Origin of the sequence: Micromonospora luteifusca (genome assembly GCF_016907275.1) — a bacterium.
Taxonomy (GTDB): domain Bacteria; phylum Actinomycetota; class Actinomycetes; order Mycobacteriales; family Micromonosporaceae; genus Micromonospora; species Micromonospora luteifusca.
The window spans coordinates 1,099,323-1,119,350 of the sequence record NZ_JAFBBP010000001.1 but is presented as its reverse complement, the minus strand read 5'-3'; the positions used below and the strand labels follow the sequence as shown (position 1 = coordinate 1,119,350).

The window sequence follows — 20,028 nt, the reverse complement described above, 5'->3', positions numbered from 1 at the left end:
GTCCGCGCCCTGCCCCACCTTCACCCCGTTGATCATGAGGTTATTGCCCTCTCGCCCGGCGTGTCGGGGCAATAACCTCATGATCAACGCGGCGGGGCGGGCGGGGTGGGGTGGGGGTCAGGTGGGGTGGGGGTCAGGTTTGGTGGCGGGCGGTGTGGGCTCGGGCGTTCAGGTCGGCGGCCAAGGTCCACGCCTCTGCCAGGTCCCGGTCCTGGGCTGTGGCACCGGACCCGCCCGCGGTGTCCGCGTGCACGGAGGCCAGCCCCAGGCGGCGCTGGAGGGGCCCCTGCACCACCCGCACGCTCTGAATGCGGGCGTACGGCACGATCACCAACTGCCGCGTGAGCCGCCCGGACCGGGTGACGAACACCTGGTCGAACAGGCCCGCACCGAACGCCTCACGGCCCAGCGGATGCAGCCAACGGGTCCGGCGCGGCGGCGGGCTCAGCGCGAGCGCGTCGAGGCGTACCCCCGGAAGCACCTCGGCGACGATCATCGTCGCCGTGGGCAGGTCGCCGACCGGTAGCAGCCGGTCGGGCCGGTTGCGGTCGTCGGCCTCCGCGACGGAGTACCCGGCCACCTCCAGTCGCAGCCGCAGCCAGCCGTTCACCCGCCAGAGCAGCGGCCAGGTGGCCCGCACGGTCTGCACCCGTGCCAACGGCACGGTCTGCGCCCGGGTCTCCAGCAGGCCGTTGTGCACCCTCAGCGTGCCGTCGTCGCGGGCCAGCCGGAAGTTCCAGTCGTCGAGGACCCGGCGCGCCGGTTGCAGCAACACACCGGCCATCGCGGTCAGCGTGCTCGCCACCGCGACGAACGACCACGACCCTGCGGTGAGGAACTGCACCACGACGAAGGCCACGCCGAACGGGAGCAGGAACGACTGCGGGGTGAGCAGTTGGCTGATCAGCAGGTTCTGGTTGCGTACCACGTGCAGTGGTCGGCCCGGCGCGGTCGCCGGTGGCGCCGACCCCGGGACCGGGACCACCGTGGGCACCGCGTGGCCCGGCACGGTCGGCTGCGTCACCCGCCCGGCCAATGCCAGCAGCCGCTCGCGCAGCCGGGCCGCGTCGGCCACCCCGAGGTACGCCAGTGGCGCCTCGGTCTTGCCCCCGCCGACCACTTCCAGGCGCAGTTCGGCCAGGCCGGTGAGCTGGGCGAGCAGTGGCCGGACCACCTCCACGGCCTGGAGCCGCTCCAACGGGATGGCCCGGGTACGCCGCCAGAGCAGCCCTTCGTACACCCGTAGTTCGCGGCCCACCACGTGGTAGCCGGTGTTGTACCAGCTGATCACCGACAGCATGGTCGCGCCGAGCGCCAGCACCACCACCATCGCCGCGAACCAGCCGAAGCCCACCCGGGACAGCGTCGACCAGGACAAACCGACGATCACCACGAACAGGGACTTGGCACCGTGCAGTAGTGGGCTGAGCGGATGCAGTCGCTGCCGGGGCTCGGCCTCGCCGCCGCCCGGGGGCGTCGGCCACGGCGCCGCGGCGGCGGTGGGCGGCACGGGCTCGTGGGGTGCCGCGCCGGTGGGCGGCACGGGCCCGTGGGGTGCCGCGCCGGTGGGCGGCACGGGCTCGTGGAGTGCCGCGCCGATGGGTGGCACCTGCTCGTGGGGTGCCGCGCCGATGGGTGGCGCCTGCTCGTGGGGTGCCGCGCTCGCGGGTGGCACGGTGCTCGGCTCGGCGGGGCGGTCGCTCATCGGGCTGGCCCTCGGCACGGTCGGTGGTCGTCCGCGCGGGCGTTCACAGCCCCTCCGCCCGGTCCTCGCCGAGCGCGGTGAGCCGGTCGCGTAGCCGGGACGCCTCCGCCGGGCGCAGCCCGGGAACCCGGGCGTCGCTCGCCGCCGCCGCCGTGTGCAACTGCACGGTGGCGAGGTCGAACGCGCGCTCCAACGGCCCGGCGCTGACGTCGACGAACTGCATCCGCGAATACGGCACGATGGAGAGCCGGCGAACCAGCAGCCCATGCCGGACCAGCAGGTCGTTCTCCCGCTCGGCGTACCCCCAGGCCCGAACCGCGCGGACGATCGCGATGGCCCGCCACACCCCGAGCAGCAGCACGACCGCGAGGGCGAGCCCGAACAGCCAGTGGTCGCTCAACACCCACCCGACCGCCGTTCCGGCCAGCCCGATGGCGACCAGGACCGCCAGCCGGATCAGCTCCACCCAGATCAGGTCCGTGGAGATCGGCTGCCAGTGGACGGTGTTCGGCCAGGGCTCCAGCGGCCCCCGGGCCACCGGTGCGGCCGTCGAGGCGTCGGATCCGGGAGGCAGTGGGGCGCCGGGGGTGCTCACGTGTCGAGCGTAGGCGATCCCGGCACCGGAGTGACGGCACGCAGGAAGCCGCGAGCGTCCAGGAAGTCGCCGAGGCTGGTCCGGTGCTCGGCGCAGGCCCGCCAGGTCTTGCGCCGAGCGGCGTCGTGCAGACGGGGATTGTTCCACTCCAGGGCCCAGACGGCGGCGGACCGGCAACCCCGGGCTGAGCAGACCAGGGCGTCGTCGTCGGCGGGGGAGGGGATGCTCATCCCGGCCAGTCTAGGGCGGCGGGACGGAGAGGTTGAGCGCCGGGCGACCACGGGGGGAGCCGCCCGGCGACGGGGTGAATCGTACACGCGGCGGGCCGGTCCATGTGCACCCGTGATGCGCGATTCGGCTGCTGAGGACGGCGCGGCGAAAATCGGCTTCTCCCCACCTCGACACTCAGCAAGGCGTGCGAGTCTTGATACCGCATCAGCCGCGACGACCGACCAACGCTGTGGAGGACCGGTGGCCCAGCCGACCATGCCCGACGCCCCGACGCCGAACGGAGCGGCACCTTCGCCGGTGACCACACCCGCAGAGGACGCCACCCTGCTGGAGAAGGCGCTGTTCGAGATCAAACGTGTGATCGTCGGGCAGGACCGAATGGTGGAGCGGATGTTCGTCGCGCTGCTCGCCCGGGGTCACTGCCTGCTCGAAGGGGTGCCCGGGGTCGCCAAGACCCTGGCGGTGGAAACCCTCGCCAAGGTTGTCGGCGGCTCCTTCGCCCGGGTGCAGTTCACCCCGGACCTGGTGCCCGCCGACATCATGGGCACCCGGATCTACCGGCAGTCGAGCGAGAAGTTCGACGTCGAGTTGGGCCCGGTCTTCGTCAACTTCCTGCTCGCCGACGAAATCAACCGGGCTCCGGCGAAGGTGCAGTCCGCGCTGCTCGAGGTGATGAGCGAACGGCAGGTGTCCATCGGCGGCGAAAGCCACCGGGTGCCCGACCCGTTCCTGGTGATGGCCACCCAGAACCCGATCGAGCAGGAAGGCGTCTACCCGCTGCCGGAGGCGCAACGGGACCGGTTCCTCATGAAGATCGTGGTGGGCTATCCGACCGACGCGGAGGAACGCGAGATCGTCTACCGGATGGGCGTGACCGCGCCCGAGCCGACCGCGGTCTTCGACACCCCCGAGCTGATCGCCCTGCAACGCAAGGCGGACCAGGTCTTCGTGCACAACGCCCTGGTCGACTACGCGGTCCGGTTGGTGTTGGCGACCCGCGCCCCCGCCGAGCACGGCATGCCGGACGTCGCTCAACTGATCCAGTACGGGGCCAGCCCGCGTGCCTCCCTGGGCCTGGTCCGGGCGACCCGTGCCCTGGCGCTGCTGCGTGGGCGCGACTACGCCCTGCCGCAGGACGTGCAGGACATCGCGCCGGACATCCTGCGGCACCGGTTGGTGCTCAGCTACGACGCGCTCGCCGACGACGTGCCCGCCGACCACATCGTGCACCGGGTGATGTCGACCATCCCGCTCCCGGCGGTCGCGCCCCGCCAGCAGGCCACCCCGTCGACCACGCCGCCGCCGGGCGCTGGCTGGCCCGGGCAGCGGCCGTGACCTCACCCACCCCTCGTCCCGCCCCCGATCGCAGCGAGGCCGTGCTGTCCCGGCTGCAACTGCTCGTCACCCGCAAGCTCGACGGTCTGCTGCAGGGCGACTACGCCGGCCTGCTTCCCGGACCGGGCAGCGAGGCGGGCGAATCCCGGGAGTACCGCCCCGGCGACGACGTGCGTCGGATGGACTGGCCGGTCACGGCACGGACCACGACACCACACGTGCGGCGTACGGTCGCCGACCGGGAGTTGGAGACCTGGCTCGCGTTGGATCTCTCCGCCAGCCTGGACTTCGGCACCGGGCAGTGGCTCAAGCGGGAGGTCGTGGTGGCCGCCGCTGCCGCCATCACCCACCTGACCGTGCGCGGGGGTAACCGGATCGGCGCCGTGATCGGCACCGGTGGCGGCGTGTCCGTTCCGGCCCGACGCTGGCGTGGCGGAGCACCGCCGGCCGGGCCCGGGGTGCTCACCCGGCTGCCGGCCCGCTCCGGCCGCAAGGAGGCGCAGGGCCTGCTGCGGGCCGTCGCCGGCACCACCATCCAGCCCGGCCGAGGTGACCTGGGCGCCCTGATCGAGATGCTCAACCGTCCACCCCGCCGACGCGGGGTGGCCGTGGTGGTCTCGGACTTCCTCGCGCCGGCCGAGCAGTGGGCGCGGCCGATGCGCAAGCTGCGGGTCCGCCACGACGTGCTGGCGATCGAGGTGGTCGACCCGCGCGAGTTGGAGCTGCCCGACGTGGGCGTGTTGCCGGTGGTCGACCCGGAGAGCGGCGAGCTGCACGAGGTGCAGACCGCCGACCCACGGCTGCGGCAGCGCTACGCCGACGCCGCCACCGCCCAACGGGCCACGATCGCCGCCGCCCTGCGCGGCGCCGGGGCGGCCCACCTGCGTCTGCGTACCGACCGAGACTGGCTGCTGGACATGGTGCGATTCGTTGCCGCGCAGCGGCACGCGCGTACCCGGGGGACGACACGATGATCCGTTTTCTGCAACCGTGGTGGCTGCTGGCTGTGCTGCCGGTGTTCGCCCTCGCCGCGTTCTACGTCTGGCGGCAGTTGCACCGCCGGGCGTACGCGATGCGGTTCACCAATGTGGACCTGCTGCGTACGGTGGCGCCGAAGGGCCTGGGCTGGCGTCGGCACGTTCCGGCGACCGCGTTCCTGCTCTGCCTGTTGGTGCTGGCCACCGCGCTGGCCCGCCCGGCGGTGGACACCAAGGAGCCGCTGGAGCGGGCCACCGTGATGCTCGCCATCGACGTGTCGTTGTCGATGCAGGCCGACGACGTGGTGCCGAACCGGCTGGAGGCGGCCCAGGAGGCGGCCAAGCAGTTCGTCAGTGAGCTGCCGGAGAGCTACAACCTGGGTCTCGTGTCGTTCGCCAAGGCGGCCAACGTGCTGGTGCCGCCGGGCAAGGACCGGGACGCGGTGACCAGCGCCATCGACGGGCTGGTGCTGGCCGAGGCGACCGCGACCGGCGAGGCGGTGTTCACCTGCCTGGAGGCGATCCGGTCGGTGCCGGCCGACGGCGCGGCGGGTATTCCGCCGGCGCGGATCGTGCTGCTCTCCGACGGTTTCCGGACCTCGGGTCGGGCGGTGGAGGAAGCGGCGGCGGCCGCGCAGGCCGCGAACGTTCCGGTCTCCACCATCGCCTTCGGCACCGACACCGGCCAGGTGGACATCGGCGGGCAGTTGCAGCGGGTGCCGGTGGACCGAATGGCCCTCGCCGAACTCGCCGAGACCACCGAGGGTTACTTCTACGAGGCGGCTTCGGTGAGCGAGCTGAAGCAGGTCTATCAGGACATGGGCAGCTCGATCGGGTTCCGCACCGAGCCGCGTGAGGTGACCCAGTGGTACGCCGGGGTGGCGTTGCTGCTGGCGCTCTGCGCGGGCGCGTTCAGTCTGCTCTGGTCGTCGCGGATGCTGTGAAGCATCAGGGTGTCGTCAACGGATCCAGGGGCAGGCGAGCGGGGAGGACGAGCGCGGCGCGGGCCAGGGCGGGTGGCGTGGGTCGGCGGGTAACCAGGTGGAGCATGAGTCGACCCGCCACCGCTACGGCCCCGACCCGCTCCTGCGGTTCGGCGTAGGCGAGGCCCAGCCCACGGGGCAGAACGATCGGGCACCGCAGTAGGCGGCCCATCCGTACGGCTGTTTCGGCGGTGGCTGCCGCACGTGGTCGGGCGCCCAGCTCGGAGAGCCGCCGGTGCAGCGCCGCGGCAGACGTGTCGTAGGTGTACCCGATGACGTCGAGCCCGGCGAACGGCCGGCGTCCGGCACGGAGCGTCACGTCGGGCGGGGTGAGTACGGCCAGCCGGTCGACGCCGATGGGCAGCGCGCTCACGGTACCGGGTAGCCGCATCTGGTTGGCGATCGCGACGACGGCCGCGTCCAGCGAGCCCTCGCCGACCCAGTCGATCAAGCGGTCGCCATGGTCGGTGACCTGGTGCACGGTCCTTCCGGCCAGCAGTTCCTCCAGCGCCGGAAACAGCCATGGGGCGAAGCTGCCGAAGGTGCCGATCGTGAGCGTTTCGGTGCGCGCTGCCGCCCGGGTGCGATCGAAGATCTCTTCGAGGTGGGCGAGGACGTGTGCGGCCTCTGTCGCGAGGGCCCTGCCGGCCGGGGTGGGCCGCGCCCCGGTGGTGTCCCGATCGAAGAGCCGTTCGCCGACCCGCCGTTCCAGCGCCGCCAGCCGGTTGCTGGCGGCCGGCTGGCTGATCAGCAGTTCCCGCCCTGCCGCTCCGAGCGAGCCGTGTCGAGCGAGCGCCTCGACGAGCCGCAGGTCCTCGACCGATGGCGATGAGTTCATAAGCCAAGGTTATGAGCTACTCCGCCGATCCGCGATCTACCCCACGGTCCCGTCCAAGATCAGGATTGGTTCCATGACCGCTCGACGTGACATCGCCGTCATGCTGACCACGACATTCCTGACTTGGATGGGGCAGCGTACGACAGCCCTCGCGCTGCCCCTCGTGGCGCTCGCCGAGACCGACTCCACCTGGGCCACCGGGCTGGTCGGCGGGGCGGTCGGGTTGCCCATGCTCACCTCGGCCTGGTGGGCTCGCCGCATCCGGCAGCGGCTCACCACCGGCCGTGCGCTTGCCGGCGTGCTCGCCGTCCAGGTGATCGGGTTGCTGGTCGTGCCGATCGGCGCCGTGCTCGGCACCGTCGGCCCGATCCACCTGATCGCCGCAGGCCTGATCACCGGCTGTGGCACCGCGCTCAGCGGCCCGGCCCAGCGGGCGTTGCTCGCCGACATCTGCGACGGACTTGGCACCGAACTCGCCGCCCGGATGCTCGCCTGGCAGGACTTCGCCCATCGCGCCACGATGATCCTGGCGCCGCCACTGGCCGGCTGGGCGATCACCCTTGACGGCCCGTTCCGGCTGCTCTGGGCCGAGGCGCTCGGCGTCGGCCTCGGGGCGGTCGCGCTGCTGACCGTACGGGGCCGCGCCCCCGTCGCCCCGGCTGGGGCAACGACCGACGCGCCTGCCCTGCGACACGTCCTGTCCCGACACCCTGATGTACGCCGCGCCGTGATCATGGGCGGGATCGGGGGCCTCGTCTGGTTCGCCTTCACGCTGGGGCTGGCGATCCTCGGTGCCGAGACCGGTCGACCGGGTCTGCTCATCGCGGCCGGCATGACCGGGTACGGCGTTGGCTCCCTGGTCGGCGCGCTACTCGCGCCGGTGCTCGTACCCCGACTGCCGCCACTGGCGACCATCGCTGCCGGTTGGGCTGTCCTCGGTGCGACCTTCACGGCTCTGCCGCTGGTCACCGCGTCGCTGGCGTCGATCGCCTACCTGGCGGCGATCGGCGGCTTCGCCATGCCGCTCGGTATCGCGGCGCTGAACCGGTTGATCATCATTCGCACGGACGGTGCGGAACGACGAGCGGCCTTCGCCGCAGAGAGCCTGGTGCACGACGGTGCCGTGTCGTTCGGCCTGCTCGCCGGCGGAACGATCATCGGCCTGGTCGGCACGGGAACAACGCTGGTCGTCGCCGGCGTCGCGCAGATCGGCGTCGCGCTCCTCGCCGGGTCCTGGCGGGTTCCCGTACCGGCCGTTCAGTGACCGCCGCCGGCCAGCACGAAGACGATGGCCACCCAGACGGCGGCGAGGGTGAAGCCCAGCGGGGCGACGTAGCGGCTCATGGACGGCTCCGGGTGGCGGCAGGACGGTCCGCGTGCGGGGGCGGACCGCAGGGGTGGGGACGCGCACACGAAGTCGTGACCGGGCGGCTCCCGGCGACCGCCCGGAGTCGGACGGCGCGGCACACTCACCTCGGCAGGGGCCGAAGCGGTGGGGGAGCGGAGCGGGGTCAGCTCACCAGACTGAGTCGTGGCTCAGCAGGGCTGACCATCGGCCCGGCCACGACTGGGAGGATCGCTATCTCGCACAGCGATCACCTCCTGCAAGTCGGGCGGGCCGGAACGTCGATGATCGTACACCTCGGGGGCCGACGAGACGCACTCGGCCGACCGGTCGGCGACCCCTCCACCGCCCGGTTGGCGCCGCCCCCTCAGGCCACCCGCCGGCTGGCCGACCCGCACGACCGTGACCAGCACCGCGGCGAGCAGTGGCAGCCAGCAGCAGCGCGCCAGCACCCAGCCCAGGCCGTCCGGCACGGTGTGCAGCCCCGGTAGGGCGAGCCCGCTGCGGGCGGTGAGCGCGGTCACCGCGACCAGTACCGGCTGGTGGCACAGGTAGATCCGGACGGCCTGACGATTCACCTCGGTCACCGCCCGGCCCGGCAGCGGCCGGGCCAGCAGCCGTTCCAGGACCGGCGATGCGAGCAGCCCCAGCCCGACCTGGGTGACCGCCAGCGCCACGACCAGCAGCGAGGGCGGGTTCAGGTTGGACACACCGGCTCCGGGCACTCCGACGGCACTCACCGGGTAGCCCACCGCCAGCAGCGCCGTCAGCACGACGGCCCCGCCGACCGCGAGGGCGCCCGCCGCCCGTCGCCCGACCAACTGCCCGTCGGCGTGCGCCACACCCAGCAGGTACGGCACCGACCAGGCCGCCACGACGGTGACCGGTGGCAGGTGGGTCCCGGCCGGCAGGAGTCGCAGGGCCAGGTCGACCGCGGCGACCACGGCCACCGCCGGTGCGACGCAGCGCGCCACCCCCCATCGGCGTACGGCGGAACGCAGCGGACCGGTCACCGCGACCAGGAACACCAGCGGCAACAGGAACCACAAGGGACTGACCGCGAGCCGCAGCGCGACGGCCAGCGTGTCGTCGGGCGTCCCGGCGACGGTGGCGGCGAGCAGCACCGCGGCGCCCACCCCCAGCAGCGCCACCGTCGGCAGCAGCAACCGGCGCAGCCGACGGGCCAACCAACCGCCCGGACCGCCCTGGTGACGGGCCAGCGACCGGGTCGAGGAGAACCCGGCGGTGAAGAAGAACAACCCGAGCGTCTGCAACACCCAGGTCACCGGGGCCAGCCCGGGCAACGTGGTCAGCGGGCTGGCCTGGTGCAGCCCACCGTCGCCGGTCAGCACCAACCCGGTGACCAGCCAGTGCCCCAACACCACCCCGGCAATGGCGTACGCCCGCAGCGCGTCGACGGTACGGTCCCGGTTCACCGGGCGTCTCCGACCCGGTCGGCGTCGACGCTGCCCAGCACGACCGCCGCCAACGCCACGAGCGTGGCGCTGCCGGTCGTGAGATAGCTGTCGTGCCCGGCCACCCCGCCCACCGGCAGGGGGCGGGCGCCGAACGCCGGGTCGCCGGGGCGACGGCCGAAGCCGAGGCCGGGCAGCCGCACCGGTGGCACCCAGCGGATCCAGTCGCTCGGTGCCTCGGCCGCCCAGAACCGCCGCCCGCCGGGCAGATCCGCCGCACGCTGCACCCCGGCGCCCACACCGCCGAGGCTGACCACGTCGGTGACCTGGGCCGGGGCGTCCGCCGCCGCCAGGGACACCACCAGCGACCCGTAGCTGTGCCCGACCAGCGTGATCGTCGCCGTCGGACGCCGCTCGGCGAGTTCCCGCAGCAGCACGGCAAGCCCGGCCGCGCCCCGCCGGGCGCTGACGCCGCCGGCAGCCGTCCACGCCCCGTCGGGCGGGTCGTAGCCGAGCCAGGCCAGCACCGCGACCCCCGCCGTCGGGTCGGTCGCCCGCAACTCCTGGTAGAGCTGCCCGGCCTGCACCGCCGGGGCCCGGCGGGCCACCCCGCCCAACCCGCGGTCGAAGTCGGCCAGGGTGCTGCCCACCCCCGGCACCAGTACCGCTATCCGATCCGCTCCGGCCAGGTCGCCGAGCACCTCGACCGCCCGGCCGTCGCCACGCGGGTCGAACATCAGGAAGCGACGCCCGTCGGCGGCCCAGTCCGCGTACGGGGGGCCGGCCGCGCGCATCGCCGCCTCGGTGACCGGGTACGCCTCGACGAACCCGGCCGCCGCGACCGGCTCGGGTCGGGTCGGCAGAACCAGGTTCACGCCGAGCAGCGCGGCCAACGCCAGACGGCTGGCACCTCGTCGTCGCATCTTGTGCTCCCTCCGGAATGGTGTCCGGAGGCACAGTGCGCGAGTGGGCGGTGCTCGGTCGTCGTCCCAGGGAGCCGTTTGCCGGCTGGCTCCACGGGGTTACTCGCCGGCGGCCACCAGACCCGTCTCGTACGCCAGCACCACGGCCTGGGCCCGGTCGCGCAGCCCCAGCTTGGCCAGGATCCGCCCGACGTGCGTCTTGACGGTCTGCTCGGCGACCACCAGGTCACCCGCGATCTCGGCGTTGTTGCGGCCCCGGGCGATCAACCGCAGCACCTCGGTCTCGCGCGGAGTGAGCCCGGCCAGGTCGGTGGGGCGCGGCCGGCGGCGGTCCGGGCGGGCCGCGAACTCGGCGATCAGCCGGCGGGTGACCGCCGGGGCGAGCAGCGCCTCCCCGGCCGCCACCACCCGGACCGCCTGCACCAGCTCGGCCGCCGGGGCGTCCTTGAGCAGGAAGCCGCTGGCCCCGGCGCGCAGCGCCTCGTACACGTAGTCGTCCAGGTCGAAGGTGGTGAGGATGAGCACCCGGGGCCGCTGCGCCGACCGGTCTCCGAGCAGCTTGCGGGTGGCCTCCAGCCCGTCCATGACCGGCATCCGCACGTCCATCAGCACCACGTCCGGATCGAGGTGGCGAGCGGCGTCGACGGCCTGCGCGCCGTCGGCGGCGTCCCCCACCACCAGCAGGTCCGGTTGGGCGGCGAGCAGCGCGCCGAAGCCCTGCCGGACCATCGCCTGGTCGTCGGCGATCAGCACCCGGATCATCGGTCCCCGCCCTCCACGTCGTACGGCAGCTCGGCCGCCACCGCGTAACCCCCGTCGGGCAGTTGCCCGGCGGTGAACGTACCGCCCAGCGAGGTGGCCCGTTCCCGCATGCCGGTCAGCCCGTGCCCGGCGCCGGCCTCGCTGTGCGGGGCGCGCACGTCGTCGGGAGGCGCGTTCTGCACGCGTACCGTCAGGGTCGACCGGCCGGGGCGGACGGTGACGCGCACCGCGGCGCCGGCCGCGTGCCGGGCCGCGTTGGCCAGGCCCTCCTGCACGATGCGGTACGCGGCCAGCCCGACCGGCGCGGGCACCTGCCCGTCGTCCGCCGGCCCGGCGTCCAGGGTCACCGGCAGGCCGGCCCGGCGTGCCGTGTCCACCATCGCGCCCAGGTCGGCCAGGTCGGGCTGCGGGGCGATCTGCGGGCCGGCGGACTCGCTGCGCAGCACCCCCAACAACCGTCGCATGTCGGTCAGCGCGTCGCGGGCCGAGCCGGCGATGGCGACGAACTCGGCGGCTGCCGGCGCGGACACGTCGGTCAGCCGGTACGGCGCGGTCTCGGCCTGCACGGCGATCAGCGACATGTGGTGCGCCACCACGTCGTGCATCTCCCGGGCGATCCGGGTGCGTTCCTCCAGCACCGCCCGGCGCTCCTGCTCCCGCTCACTCAGCTCGGTCTGCGCGGCCAGCGCCCGCCGGGACAGGCGGTTGCGCCGGATCAGGTCGCCGACGATCGCCAGCGCGCCGAGCAGCGCCAGGACGGCGGCCCGGTTCTCGGCGTCGACCAGAGTGAGCACCGGCACCGTGCTGATGGTCACCAGCCACCCCAGCACCGGCCGATCGACCCGCGCGAAGACCACCGCCGCCACCACGACCGACCCGAGCGCCAGTGGTGGGGTCCACGGCCAGGCCTGGTCGTCCGGCGCGTTGAACGTGCACACCAGCAGGGCCAGCAAGCCCAGCCGCCAGGCCAGCAGAGGACGCCGGGGCAGCGCCAGCAGCGGCGCCACCGTCATCGCCGCGAACAGGAGCGCGATCGGCGGCGGCAGGCCCCAGTTGCTCTCCACGGTCAGCGTGATCCAGAAGAGGCCGAGCGCGGCGAGCAGCCCGGCCGGGGCGGCGTAACGGGCCAGTCGGGGCCAGCGGGCCAGCAGTGGCCGTTCGGGCCGGGCGTCCGGGCCCAGGAGGGTCTGCCGCAGGGCCCGCAGGGCCACAACGATCGGTTGCCGGTTCACCACCGGGAGGCTACGGGCCGGCACCCTCACCGGGCGTGCCACCAGGGGTTGATCCCGGTGTCGTACCCCAGTGTGACGCGACTCCCGTTAGCGCTTACCTGCCGGTAGCGCCTAGGCTCCGACGCGTTCGTGCTGACCATTCGCAAGGGGGAACAGTGGCCCGTACCGTGCTGGTGACCGGGGGCAACCGGGGAATCGGCCTGGCCATCGCGCAGGCCTTCGCCAAGCAGGGCGACCGGGTGGCGGTCACCCACCGCAGCGGCGAGGCACCCGACGGGCTGTTCGGCGTACGCGCCGACGTCACCGACGCCGCCTCGATCGACGCCGCGTTCGCCGCCGTCGAGGCCGAGCTGGGGCCGGTCGAGGTACTGGTCGCCAACGCCGGCATGACCGCCGACACGCTGCTGCTGCGCATGTCCGAGGAGCAGTTCACCAACGTGGTGGACACCAACCTCACCGGTGCGTTCCGGGTCGCGAAGCGGGCCTCCGGCAAGATGCTCCGCGCCAAGTGGGGCCGCATGATCTTCATCTCCTCGGTGGTCGGCCTCGCCGGCGGCGCCGGGCAGGTCAACTACGCCGCCAGCAAGGCCGGCCTCGTCGGCGTCGCCCGCTCGATCACTCGAGAGTTGGGCAGCCGCAACATCACCGCGAACGTGGTGGCGCCCGGCTTCATCGACACGGACATGACCGCCGGCCTCTCCGACGACCGCAAGGCGGAGATCCTCAAGTCCATCCCGGCCGGCCGGATGGCCAGCCCGGAGGAGGTCGCCGCCGTGGTCACCTGGCTGGCCTCCGACAGCGCCGGATACGTCTCCGGCGCCGTCATCCCGGTCGACGGCGGCCTCGGCATGGGCCACTAACCCTTTTGACTACGGAGGAAATCTGCGATGTCCGGACTGCTCGCCGGTAAGCGACTGCTCGTCACCGGTGTCATCACCGACGCCTCGATCGCCTTCTCGGTGGCGAAGCTCGCTCAGGAGAATGGCGCGCAGGTCGTGCTCACCGGCTACGGCCGACTCTCCCTGGTCGAGCGGATCGCCAAGCGGCTGCCCGAGCCGGCGCCGGTCATCGAGGTGGACGTCACCAACACCGAGCACCTGGCCGGCCTCGCCGACCGGGTACGCGAACACGTCGACGGAATCGACGGTGTCGTGCACTCGATCGGCTTCGCCCCGCAGAGCTGCCTGGGCGGCGGTTTCCTCGACGCGCCCTGGGAGGACGTGGCGACCGCCCTGCACGTCTCCACCTTCTCGTACAAGTCGCTGGCCATGGCGGCGCTGCCGCTGATGTCGCCCGGCGGCGCGGTGGTCGGCCTGACCTTCGACGCGACGAAGGCATGGCCGGTCTACGACTGGATGGGCGTGGCCAAGGCCGGCCTGGAGTCCGCGTCCCGCTACCTGGCGCTGCACCTGGGCAAGCAGGGCATCCGCAGCAACCTGGTCGCCGCCGGGCCGCTGCGGACCATCGCCGCGAAGTCGATCCCCGGCTTCGACCAGTTCGAGGACGCCTGGGCCGAGCGTGCCCCGCTGGGCTGGAGCCTCACCGACCAGGAGCCCGCCGCGCGGGCCTGCCTGGCGCTGCTCTCCGACTGGTTCCCGGCCACCACCGGCGAGATCGTCCACGTCGACGGCGGCTACCACGCCATCGGCTCCTGACGTCCCCTGGTGCTCGACCGGCGACGCTCCCGACCGCGGTCCGCGTGATCTACGCGTCCGGACCAGGGGGCGTCGCCGGGTGGTCCCGGCCGACCGGCAAGAATGAGCCCATGTCGTACGACGCGGTGGTGCTGGTGTCCTTCGGCGGGCCGGAACGGCCCGAGGACGTGATGCCGTTCCTGCAGAACGTGACCCGGGGTCGGGGCGTGCCGCCGGAGCGGCTGGCCGAGGTGGCTGAGCACTACCAGCACTTCGGCGGGGTGTCCCCGATCAACGAGCAGAACCGCGAGCTGCTGGCCGCCGTCCGCGCGGACTTCGCCGCGCACGGCCTCGACCTGCCCGTCTACTGGGGCAACCGCAACTGGGACCCGATGCTCGCCGACACCGTGACCCAGATGCGCGACGACGGGGTCACCCGGGCGTTGGCCTTCGTCACCAGCGCGTACGGCGGCTACTCGTCCTGCCGGCAGTACCAGGAGGACATCGCCGCCGCGCGGGCCGCAGTCGGCCCGGACGCCCCGGTGATCGAGAAGCTGCGCCAGTTCTGGGACCACCCCGGCTTCGTCGACCCGCACATCGACGCGGTGCGGGCGGCCCTGAGCCAACTCGACGCGGCGAAACGGGACACCACCCGGCTGGTCTTCACCGCCCACTCCATCCCCACCTCCATGGCGGCCAACGCCGGCCCGCACGGCGGCCGGTACGAGGCGCAGCTGCGCGAGACCGCCCGGCTCGTCGCCGCGGCCGCCGCCCCCGACCTGGCGTACGACCTGGTCTGGCAGAGCCGCTCCGGCCCGCCGCAGATGCCGTGGCTGGAACCGGACATCAACGACCACCTGGCCAGCCTCGCGCAGGGCGGCACCACCGGCGTCGTGGTCAGCCCGATCGGGTTCGTCTCCGACCATCTGGAGGTCGTGTGGGACCTGGACACCGAGGCGCTGGAGACGGCCAAGCAGCTCGGCCTGGACTTCGTACGGGCCGCCACCCCGGGCACCGACCCGCGCTTCGTGACCATGGTGCGTGAGCTGGTCACCGAGCGAACCGACCCGGACGGTGCGCAGCTGCGCCGCCGCCTCGGCGAGCTGCCCATGTGGGACACCTGCCCCACCGTCTGTTGCGTGCCGACCCGACGCCCCTGACCTCTGAGGATCATCATGCATGACCGTAAGCCCGTGCAGAGTTGGCTGACCGACATGGACGGCGTGCTGGTGCACGAGGGCCAGCCGGTGCCCGGCGCACCGGAGTTCATCAACCGGATGCGCGCCTCCGGCAAGCCGTTCCTGGTGCTGACCAACAACTCGATCTACACCCCGCGTGACCTGACCGCCCGGCTGAGCCGGATGGGGCTCGACGTGCCGGAAGAGGCGATCTGGTCGTCCGCGCTGGCGACCGGCCAGTTCCTCGCCGACCAGCGGCCGGGCGGCACCGCGTACGTGATCGGTGAGGCCGGACTGACGACGGCGCTGCACGCGGTCGGCTACGTGCTCACCGACTTCGCCCCGGACTACGTGGTGCTCGGCGAGACCCGCACCTACAGCTTCGAGGCGATCACCAAGGCGGTCCGCCTGATCAACGACGGAGCCCGGTTCATCTGCACCAACCCCGACGTCACCGGCCCGTCCGTGGAGGGCGCCCTGCCCGCCGCCGGCTCGGTCGCCGCCATGATCTCCAAGGCGACCGGAGTGGAGCCGTACTTCGTCGGCAAGCCCAACCCGATGATGATGCGCTCGGCACTCAACACGATCAACGCGCACTCGGAGAGCACCGCGATGATCGGTGACCGGATGGACACCGACATCCTGTGCGGCCTGGAGGCCGGGCTGGAGACCATCCTGGTGCTCACCGGGATCAGCAGCCGCACCGAGGCGGAGCGGTACCCGTACCGTCCGTCCCGGATCATCAACTCGGTCGCGGACCTGCTCGACGAGGTCTGACGCGCCCGGCCCTGGGTCCATGCTGGCCGCTGGCCGCTGGCCGCTGGCCGCTGGCCGCTGGCCGCTGGCCGCTGGTCGCGCCGCTGATCACGCTGTAACCAGGATGTAGTGGTAACCCCAGATTGGGAGGCCACTACATCCTGGATCGAGCACGATCATGCGGGGGACAGCCGACTCTGCCGCGGCACGGCACAACGCGGCGCGGTGTGCGCGGTGTGGCGTGCTGCGGCACGGCGTGGTGTGTGCGGGGTGTGGCGCGGCGCGGTGTGCGCGCTGCGGTGTGCGTGGCGTGGCGGGTGTGTCAGGGGCGCAGCGGGGCGTTGCAGGCGGCCACCAGCGCTTGGCGGCAGGCCGTGGTGAGTGGGCGCAGGGCCGCGTCCCGTTGCTGTGCCTCGTAGTTGTTGATCGCGCCGCCGGGAGCGGCGTGCCCGGCCAACGCGAGCACCCGGTCGAGCACCGCGGCACGGGCGAAGAGCCGGCGGGCTCGCGGGTCGAAGCCCGGTGGCAGGTCGGTGGCGCCGTCCGGGCGGCGCAGCGCAGCAAGCGCACCGGCCAGCTCGGGCCGCCACTGGGCCACGTCGAGACGGGTCAGGGCGGCGGTCGTCTCGGCCAGCGCGGCGGCCAGCTCGGCCTCCGCCTCGGCCGCGCCGGGCAGCGAGAGTGAGGCGGCGGGCGCGTTGGCCGGCAGCGGGTAGACCCGCCAGAGCACCGTCTCGAAGCAGTCTCCCGAGCCGGAGGTGTGCAGCCGTACCTGGGGAATCAAACCGAGCCCACCCGCGACCACCGCCTCGCCGGCGACCAGCGCCGCACCGGCGAAGTCGCCCGGGCCGGGCAGCCCTCTGGGGTCGCCCGGCGCCGGCAGCACGAGGCGGATGTCGTCCGGGGAGAGCTTGGCCAGGGTGGGCAGCGCGGCACTCAGCGGGACGTCGGTCCAGGTGCCGGGGGCGTCCGCAACAAGATGCTCCTCGTCGCCGGCGATGGCGTCGGCGACCTCGTCGTACGGCACCAAGCCGGCGCGCCACGCGCGCACCCAGGCAACGAACCGGCTCGACCGGCGCGGCGTGAGTGTGGCCGCGCCCGTTGCGGGGGTGGACATGCCGAAAGGGTACGTGGTCACGACCGGCCCTGTCTCGACTGCCGCTCCGGTCGCCCGGCCTGCCCCGAACTGCCCCCTTCGCCCTGAATCCGGCCGCCCGCGTCGCCCCGTGGGTGCGGCGGTGTGTCGGGGGCGGGGGCCGTGGTGCGGGGGTTAGCGTGATCGTCATGGCTGGGCGATACGGCGAGGACGTGTTGGCGGGGGACTGGCGGCGGCGGAAGGTCACCCCCGAGGTGGACGCCGAACCGGATCTCGTCGTGGAGGATGCCGACTCCGGGTTCTGCGGAGCGGTGGTGGGCTTCGAGGCCGGCGCCGTGGTTCTGGAGGATCGGCATGGCCGACGGCGCAACTTCCCGCTGCTCCCGGCGGCGTTCCTGCTCGACGGTCGACCGGTGACGTTGCGCCGCCCGACCCGCCCGTCGGTGCCGGCGGCCCGTCGGCGGACCGCCTCTGGTTCGGTAGCCGTGGACAACGTCCGTGCCCAGGTGGCCAAGGCCAGCCGGATCTGGGTGGAAGGCATCCACGACGCCGCGCTGGTCGAGCGGATCTGGGGTGACGACCTGCGCATCGAGGGCGTGGTCGTGGAGCCGTTGGACGGCATCGATGCCCTCGACGCCGAGGTACGCGACTTCGGCCCCGGTCCGACCCGACGCCTTGGCGTGCTCGTCGACCACCTCGTGCCGGGCAGCAAGGAGAGCCGGATCGTGGCTCGCGTGAACTCGCCCTACGTGCTGGTGACCGGACACCCCTACGTGGATGTCTGGCAGGCGGTCAAGCCGGCGGCGCTGGGCATCGCGGCGTGGCCGGTGGTGCCGCCGGGGCAGCCGTGGAAGGAGGGGGTCTGCGCGGCCCTCGGGGTTGCCGAGCCGGCCGACATGTGGCGGCACATCCTGTCCCGGGTGAACAGCTTCGCCGACGTGGAGACACCCTTGATCAACGCCATGGAACGCTTGATCGACTTCGTCACCGAGCCCGCCTGACCCGCCGAGCCCGCCGCGCCCGCCCCGTCCGCCGCACCCGCCTCCCCGTGCGTTGTGCGGAGGCGGGCGGGAGCGCGGGTGTCCCGCACCGGACGGGGGGACGCGTGCCTCAGGGCTCCTGGTCGGGGGTGCGGGTGTGGACGAACGTCGCGATGTCCAGAGCGACCGCCCTGCCCTGCTCGTCGCGTCGTACCGTGAGGATCTCGCCGTCCTGGTCGCCCTTTCGCCCCCGCCACCGGTCCGGGCCTTCGGCGACGAAGCGGAGGTCCGGCGCGCCGACCGGGCCGGCGTGCAGATCTCCGGCGGGGTCTGCGGTCACCTCGATCTCGGTGCCCATCCACCACCAGCGGCCGGTCAGCTCGGCCAGTTCGGCGGGCGGGGCGGTGGCGGCCGGTCGCCATGGGGTGACCGGTGCGGGTTCGCGGTCCAGCACCAGGGTGAGCAGTTGCCGGCCGAGCGCGCCGAGGTGGCCGGTGCGCAGGCCGTACGAGTTGGCGAAGCCGACCACGGCGGTGCGGGTGGGCCGGTGCACGGCCAACGAGGCGATGTAGCCGGGCATTGATCCGCCGTGCCCGGCGTACACCCGGTTTCCTTCCCGGAAGAGTTCCACCCCGAGACCGTGCCCGTGGGTCCAGGCCTCCAGGTCGCTGATCACCACGGGTGAGCACATCTCGGTCACCGTCTCGGGGGCCAGCACCGACGGGTCGGGGTCGGCCAGGAACGCGGCCCATCGACCCAGGTCCTCGATCGTCGACCAGAGCTGCCCGGCGGGAGCCATCGCACCGGTGTCGGTACGGGGTTCCTCGCGCAGCGTGTCGTGCCAGGGGTGTACGACGTAGCCGCGGGCGTACGGCTCGGTGGCCGCGTACGTGGTGCGGCGCATTCCCAGCGGGCTGAGGAGCCGTTCGTTGAGCAGGTCGGCCCAGGGCATCCCGCTGAGTCGTTCGAGCAACCCGCCGAGCAGCGCGTACGCCAGATTGGAGTAGTGGTAGGTGCGGTGCGGCGGGTAGGCGATCATGTCGGCGGTCAGGCCGGCGAGCAGGGTGGTCAGGTCGACGCCCGCCGTCCGCTCCCACCAGTCGCCCTCGGGTTCACGCTGGATGCCGCTGGCGTGCCCGAGCATCTGGCGCAGGGTGACCGCGCCCAGCCCGGTGCCCGGTAGGTGTCGTTCGAGTGGGTCGTCCAGGGCCAGCCGTCCGGCGTCGCGCATCTGCATGATCAGGGTGGCGGTCATCGTCTTGCTGATCGAGCCCAGCCGGTACTGCAGGTCGACGTCCGGGCGTGGGTGCTCGCCGGCGGCGGCGAGATGCGCCAGTGCGCCGTCGCGGACCACGCCCAGCACCAGCGACGGGGCGCGGCCGTCGAGCTGCGCCTGGGCGACCTGGGTGTCGATCTGGCGGGCGGTCTCGGGCAGCAGGGTCAACGGGATCTCCTCGGGTCGGGCCGCCGAATCGTGGTGTTTTGGAAGGCCGAAAAGGGCTTCGCCGAGCCTACTGATCTTTGTGGGGAGGCCGCGCGTGCATTTGCGTGTCACGATCGTGGTGTGGACGCCGTGGTGTGGATCGTGTTGGGTGTGTTGCTGGCGGTCGCCGAGATTTTCACGACGACGCTCTTTCTGATCCTGTTCGGGGTCGGCGCGTTCGCTGCTGCCGGTGCTGCGGCACTTGGCGCGCCGGTGGCCGTGCAGGCGTTGGTCTTCGCGGTGGTATCGGCGTTGAGTCTGGTGGTGGCCCGGCCGGTCATCCGCCGGCACCGCCGGTCCGCGCTGGAGAGCGGCGAACAGCCGTTCGGCGTCGAGGCGATCGAGGGCTCCACGGCGCTGGTGCTGGAACGAGTGGACGCCGAGCACGGTCTCGTCAAGATTGACGGGGAGCTGTGGAGCGCCCGCTCGTACGACACGACGCAGAGTTTTGTACCCGGTCAGCGGGTTCGGGTGATAAAGGTCCGGGGCGCGACAGCCCTGGTGTGGCAGGACGATATTTCTTCCGCCGGTGAGCTGCCGGAAGCGAGAGGGTGAACGGG

Annotated in this window: 21 protein-coding genes; 10 read left to right on the top strand and 11 right to left on the bottom strand. The window is 72.9% G+C overall.

Annotated features, from left to right (window positions below; genetic code table 11):
* Positions 1 to 133: 133 nt before the first annotated feature.
* Genes JOD64_RS04625 through JOD64_RS04615 form a run of 3 tightly spaced genes read right to left on the bottom strand, consistent with a single transcriptional unit; the run spans position 134 to position 2,530 of the window.
* Positions 134 to 1,705: a PH domain-containing protein gene (locus tag JOD64_RS04625; RefSeq protein ID WP_239559410.1), complete on the bottom strand. Its 1,572-nt coding sequence runs from the start codon at positions 1,703 to 1,705 to the stop codon at positions 134 to 136.
* A 43-nt stretch (positions 1,706 to 1,748) separates the two neighbouring features.
* The gene (locus JOD64_RS04620) at positions 1,749 to 2,279 is read right to left on the bottom strand and encodes a PH domain-containing protein (protein WP_204945894.1); all 531 of its coding nucleotides are present in this window, start codon (positions 2,277 to 2,279) and stop codon (positions 1,749 to 1,751) included.
* A gap of 17 nt (positions 2,280 to 2,296) precedes the next feature.
* Positions 2,297 to 2,530 (bottom strand): hypothetical protein, encoded by a 234-nt coding sequence (locus tag JOD64_RS04615; RefSeq protein WP_204941064.1) that lies wholly within the window; start codon positions 2,528 to 2,530, stop codon positions 2,297 to 2,299.
* 241 nt (positions 2,531 to 2,771) lie between these two features.
* On the opposite strand from JOD64_RS04615, the gene JOD64_RS04610 reads away from it, so the two are divergent.
* The 3 genes from JOD64_RS04610 to JOD64_RS04600 are packed head-to-tail and all read left to right on the top strand — an operon-like array spanning position 2,772 to position 5,787.
* The gene (locus JOD64_RS04610; protein ID WP_204941063.1) at positions 2,772 to 3,866 is read left to right on the top strand and encodes an AAA family ATPase; all 1,095 of its coding nucleotides are present in this window, start codon (positions 2,772 to 2,774) and stop codon (positions 3,864 to 3,866) included.
* Positions 3,845 to 4,840 (top strand): DUF58 domain-containing protein, encoded by a 996-nt coding sequence (locus tag JOD64_RS04605; RefSeq protein ID WP_204945893.1) that lies wholly within the window; start codon positions 3,845 to 3,847, stop codon positions 4,838 to 4,840. Before JOD64_RS04610 ends, JOD64_RS04605 begins: the two co-directional genes overlap by 22 nt.
* Complete coding sequence (locus tag JOD64_RS04600; protein WP_204941062.1) at positions 4,837 to 5,787, top strand: VWA domain-containing protein; 951 nt, start codon at positions 4,837 to 4,839, stop codon at positions 5,785 to 5,787. The genes JOD64_RS04605 and JOD64_RS04600 overlap by 4 nt, the downstream gene beginning before the upstream one ends.
* A 4-nt stretch (positions 5,788 to 5,791) precedes the next feature.
* Here the strand turns inward: JOD64_RS04600 and JOD64_RS04595 are convergent, their stop codons facing one another.
* On the bottom strand, positions 5,792 to 6,664 hold the full coding sequence (locus tag JOD64_RS04595; RefSeq protein WP_204941061.1) for a LysR family transcriptional regulator: 873 nt from the start codon (positions 6,662 to 6,664) through the stop codon (positions 5,792 to 5,794).
* A gap of 73 nt (positions 6,665 to 6,737) precedes the next feature.
* Here JOD64_RS04595 and JOD64_RS04590 point away from each other — a divergent pair, with 73 nt between their 5' ends.
* The gene (locus JOD64_RS04590) at positions 6,738 to 7,928 is read left to right on the top strand and encodes an MFS transporter (RefSeq protein ID WP_204941060.1); all 1,191 of its coding nucleotides are present in this window, start codon (positions 6,738 to 6,740) and stop codon (positions 7,926 to 7,928) included.
* On the opposite strand, the gene JOD64_RS04585 is transcribed toward JOD64_RS04590, so the two are convergent.
* The 5 genes from JOD64_RS04585 to JOD64_RS33410 all read right to left on the bottom strand — a co-directional run bounded on the left by JOD64_RS04585 (position 7,922) and on the right by JOD64_RS33410 (position 12,341).
* On the bottom strand, positions 7,922 to 8,137 hold the full coding sequence (locus JOD64_RS04585) for a hypothetical protein (protein WP_204946370.1): 216 nt from the start codon (positions 8,135 to 8,137) through the stop codon (positions 7,922 to 7,924). The two genes, JOD64_RS04590 and JOD64_RS04585, sit on opposite strands and share 7 nt — an antisense overlap.
* A gap of 63 nt (positions 8,138 to 8,200) precedes the next feature.
* Positions 8,201 to 9,445 carry an acyltransferase family protein gene (locus JOD64_RS04580; protein WP_204941059.1) on the bottom strand — a complete coding sequence of 415 codons (1,245 nt, stop codon included), beginning with the start codon at positions 9,443 to 9,445 and terminating at the stop codon, positions 8,201 to 8,203.
* A complete protein-coding gene (locus JOD64_RS04575) occupies positions 9,442 to 10,347 on the bottom strand; it encodes an alpha/beta hydrolase (protein ID WP_204941058.1) in 906 nt (301 codons plus the stop codon). The genes JOD64_RS04580 and JOD64_RS04575 overlap by 4 nt, the downstream gene beginning before the upstream one ends.
* 99 nt (positions 10,348 to 10,446) lie before the next feature.
* Positions 10,447 to 11,109: a response regulator gene (locus tag JOD64_RS04570; RefSeq protein WP_204941057.1), complete on the bottom strand. Its 663-nt coding sequence runs from the start codon at positions 11,107 to 11,109 to the stop codon at positions 10,447 to 10,449.
* Positions 11,106 to 12,341: a sensor histidine kinase gene (locus JOD64_RS33410; RefSeq protein ID WP_204941056.1), complete on the bottom strand. Its 1,236-nt coding sequence runs from the start codon at positions 12,339 to 12,341 to the stop codon at positions 11,106 to 11,108. Before JOD64_RS33410 ends, JOD64_RS04570 begins: the two co-directional genes overlap by 4 nt.
* Positions 12,342 to 12,496: 155 nt before the next feature.
* On the opposite strand from JOD64_RS33410, the gene fabG reads away from it, so the two are divergent.
* The 4 genes from fabG to JOD64_RS04545 all read left to right on the top strand — a co-directional run bounded on the left by fabG (position 12,497) and on the right by JOD64_RS04545 (position 15,930).
* Entirely contained in the window at positions 12,497 to 13,201 is a 705-nt protein-coding gene (gene fabG / locus JOD64_RS04560) for a 3-oxoacyl-ACP reductase FabG (protein ID WP_204941055.1), read from the top strand.
* A 27-nt stretch (positions 13,202 to 13,228) separates the two neighbouring features.
* Positions 13,229 to 13,996, top strand: coding sequence for an enoyl-ACP reductase FabI (gene fabI, locus JOD64_RS04555; protein WP_204941054.1), 768 nt, complete (start codon positions 13,229 to 13,231; stop codon positions 13,994 to 13,996).
* 110 nt (positions 13,997 to 14,106) lie between these two features.
* Entirely contained in the window at positions 14,107 to 15,135 is a 1,029-nt protein-coding gene (locus JOD64_RS04550) for a ferrochelatase (protein WP_204941053.1), read from the top strand.
* 15 nt (positions 15,136 to 15,150) lie between these two features.
* Complete coding sequence (locus JOD64_RS04545; RefSeq protein WP_204941052.1) at positions 15,151 to 15,930, top strand: HAD-IIA family hydrolase; 780 nt, start codon at positions 15,151 to 15,153, stop codon at positions 15,928 to 15,930.
* 301 nt (positions 15,931 to 16,231) lie between these two features.
* Here JOD64_RS04545 and JOD64_RS04540 read toward each other — a convergent pair whose 3' ends face one another.
* A complete protein-coding gene (locus tag JOD64_RS04540; protein WP_204941051.1) occupies positions 16,232 to 17,026 on the bottom strand; it encodes an Rv1486c family protein in 795 nt (264 codons plus the stop codon).
* Between the two features lie 167 nt (positions 17,027 to 17,193).
* Here JOD64_RS04540 and JOD64_RS04535 point away from each other — a divergent pair, with 167 nt between their 5' ends.
* Complete coding sequence (locus tag JOD64_RS04535; RefSeq protein WP_204941050.1) at positions 17,194 to 18,006, top strand: DUF3097 domain-containing protein; 813 nt, start codon at positions 17,194 to 17,196, stop codon at positions 18,004 to 18,006.
* Positions 18,007 to 18,115: 109 nt separating this feature from the next.
* Here JOD64_RS04535 and JOD64_RS04530 read toward each other — a convergent pair whose 3' ends face one another.
* Positions 18,116 to 19,429 (bottom strand): serine hydrolase domain-containing protein, encoded by a 1,314-nt coding sequence (locus tag JOD64_RS04530; protein WP_204941049.1) that lies wholly within the window; start codon positions 19,427 to 19,429, stop codon positions 18,116 to 18,118.
* Positions 19,430 to 19,549: 120 nt separating this feature from the next.
* On the opposite strand from JOD64_RS04530, the gene JOD64_RS04525 reads away from it, so the two are divergent.
* On the top strand, positions 19,550 to 20,023 hold the full coding sequence (locus JOD64_RS04525) for an NfeD family protein (RefSeq protein ID WP_204941048.1): 474 nt from the start codon (positions 19,550 to 19,552) through the stop codon (positions 20,021 to 20,023).
* Positions 20,024 to 20,028: the final 5 nt, after the last annotated feature.

What these genes read in the sequence shown, in the direction of transcription:
- JOD64_RS04625 (WP_239559410.1), bottom strand. Translation starts at nt 1,705, where the DNA reads ATGAGCGACCGCCCCGCCGAGCCGAGCACCGTGCCACCCGCGAGCGCG.
- JOD64_RS04615 (WP_204941064.1), bottom strand. Translation starts at nt 2,530, where the DNA reads ATGAGCATCCCCTCCCCCGCCGACGACGACGCCCTGGTCTGCTCAGCC.
- JOD64_RS04600 (WP_204941062.1), top strand. Translation starts at nt 4,837, where the DNA reads ATGATCCGTTTTCTGCAACCGTGGTGGCTGCTGGCTGTGCTGCCGGTG.
- JOD64_RS04595 (WP_204941061.1), bottom strand. Translation starts at nt 6,664, where the DNA reads ATGAACTCATCGCCATCGGTCGAGGACCTGCGGCTCGTCGAGGCGCTC.
- JOD64_RS04590 (WP_204941060.1), top strand. Translation starts at nt 6,738, where the DNA reads ATGACCGCTCGACGTGACATCGCCGTCATGCTGACCACGACATTCCTG.
- JOD64_RS04575 (WP_204941058.1), bottom strand. Translation starts at nt 10,347, where the DNA reads ATGCGACGACGAGGTGCCAGCCGTCTGGCGTTGGCCGCGCTGCTCGGC.
- JOD64_RS04570 (WP_204941057.1), bottom strand. Translation starts at nt 11,109, where the DNA reads ATGATCCGGGTGCTGATCGCCGACGACCAGGCGATGGTCCGGCAGGGC.
- fabI (WP_204941054.1), top strand. Translation starts at nt 13,229, where the DNA reads ATGTCCGGACTGCTCGCCGGTAAGCGACTGCTCGTCACCGGTGTCATC.
- JOD64_RS04550 (WP_204941053.1), top strand. Translation starts at nt 14,107, where the DNA reads ATGTCGTACGACGCGGTGGTGCTGGTGTCCTTCGGCGGGCCGGAACGG.
- JOD64_RS04545 (WP_204941052.1), top strand. Translation starts at nt 15,151, where the DNA reads ATGCATGACCGTAAGCCCGTGCAGAGTTGGCTGACCGACATGGACGGC.
- JOD64_RS04540 (WP_204941051.1), bottom strand. Translation starts at nt 17,026, where the DNA reads ATGTCCACCCCCGCAACGGGCGCGGCCACACTCACGCCGCGCCGGTCG.
- JOD64_RS04535 (WP_204941050.1), top strand. Translation starts at nt 17,194, where the DNA reads ATGGCTGGGCGATACGGCGAGGACGTGTTGGCGGGGGACTGGCGGCGG.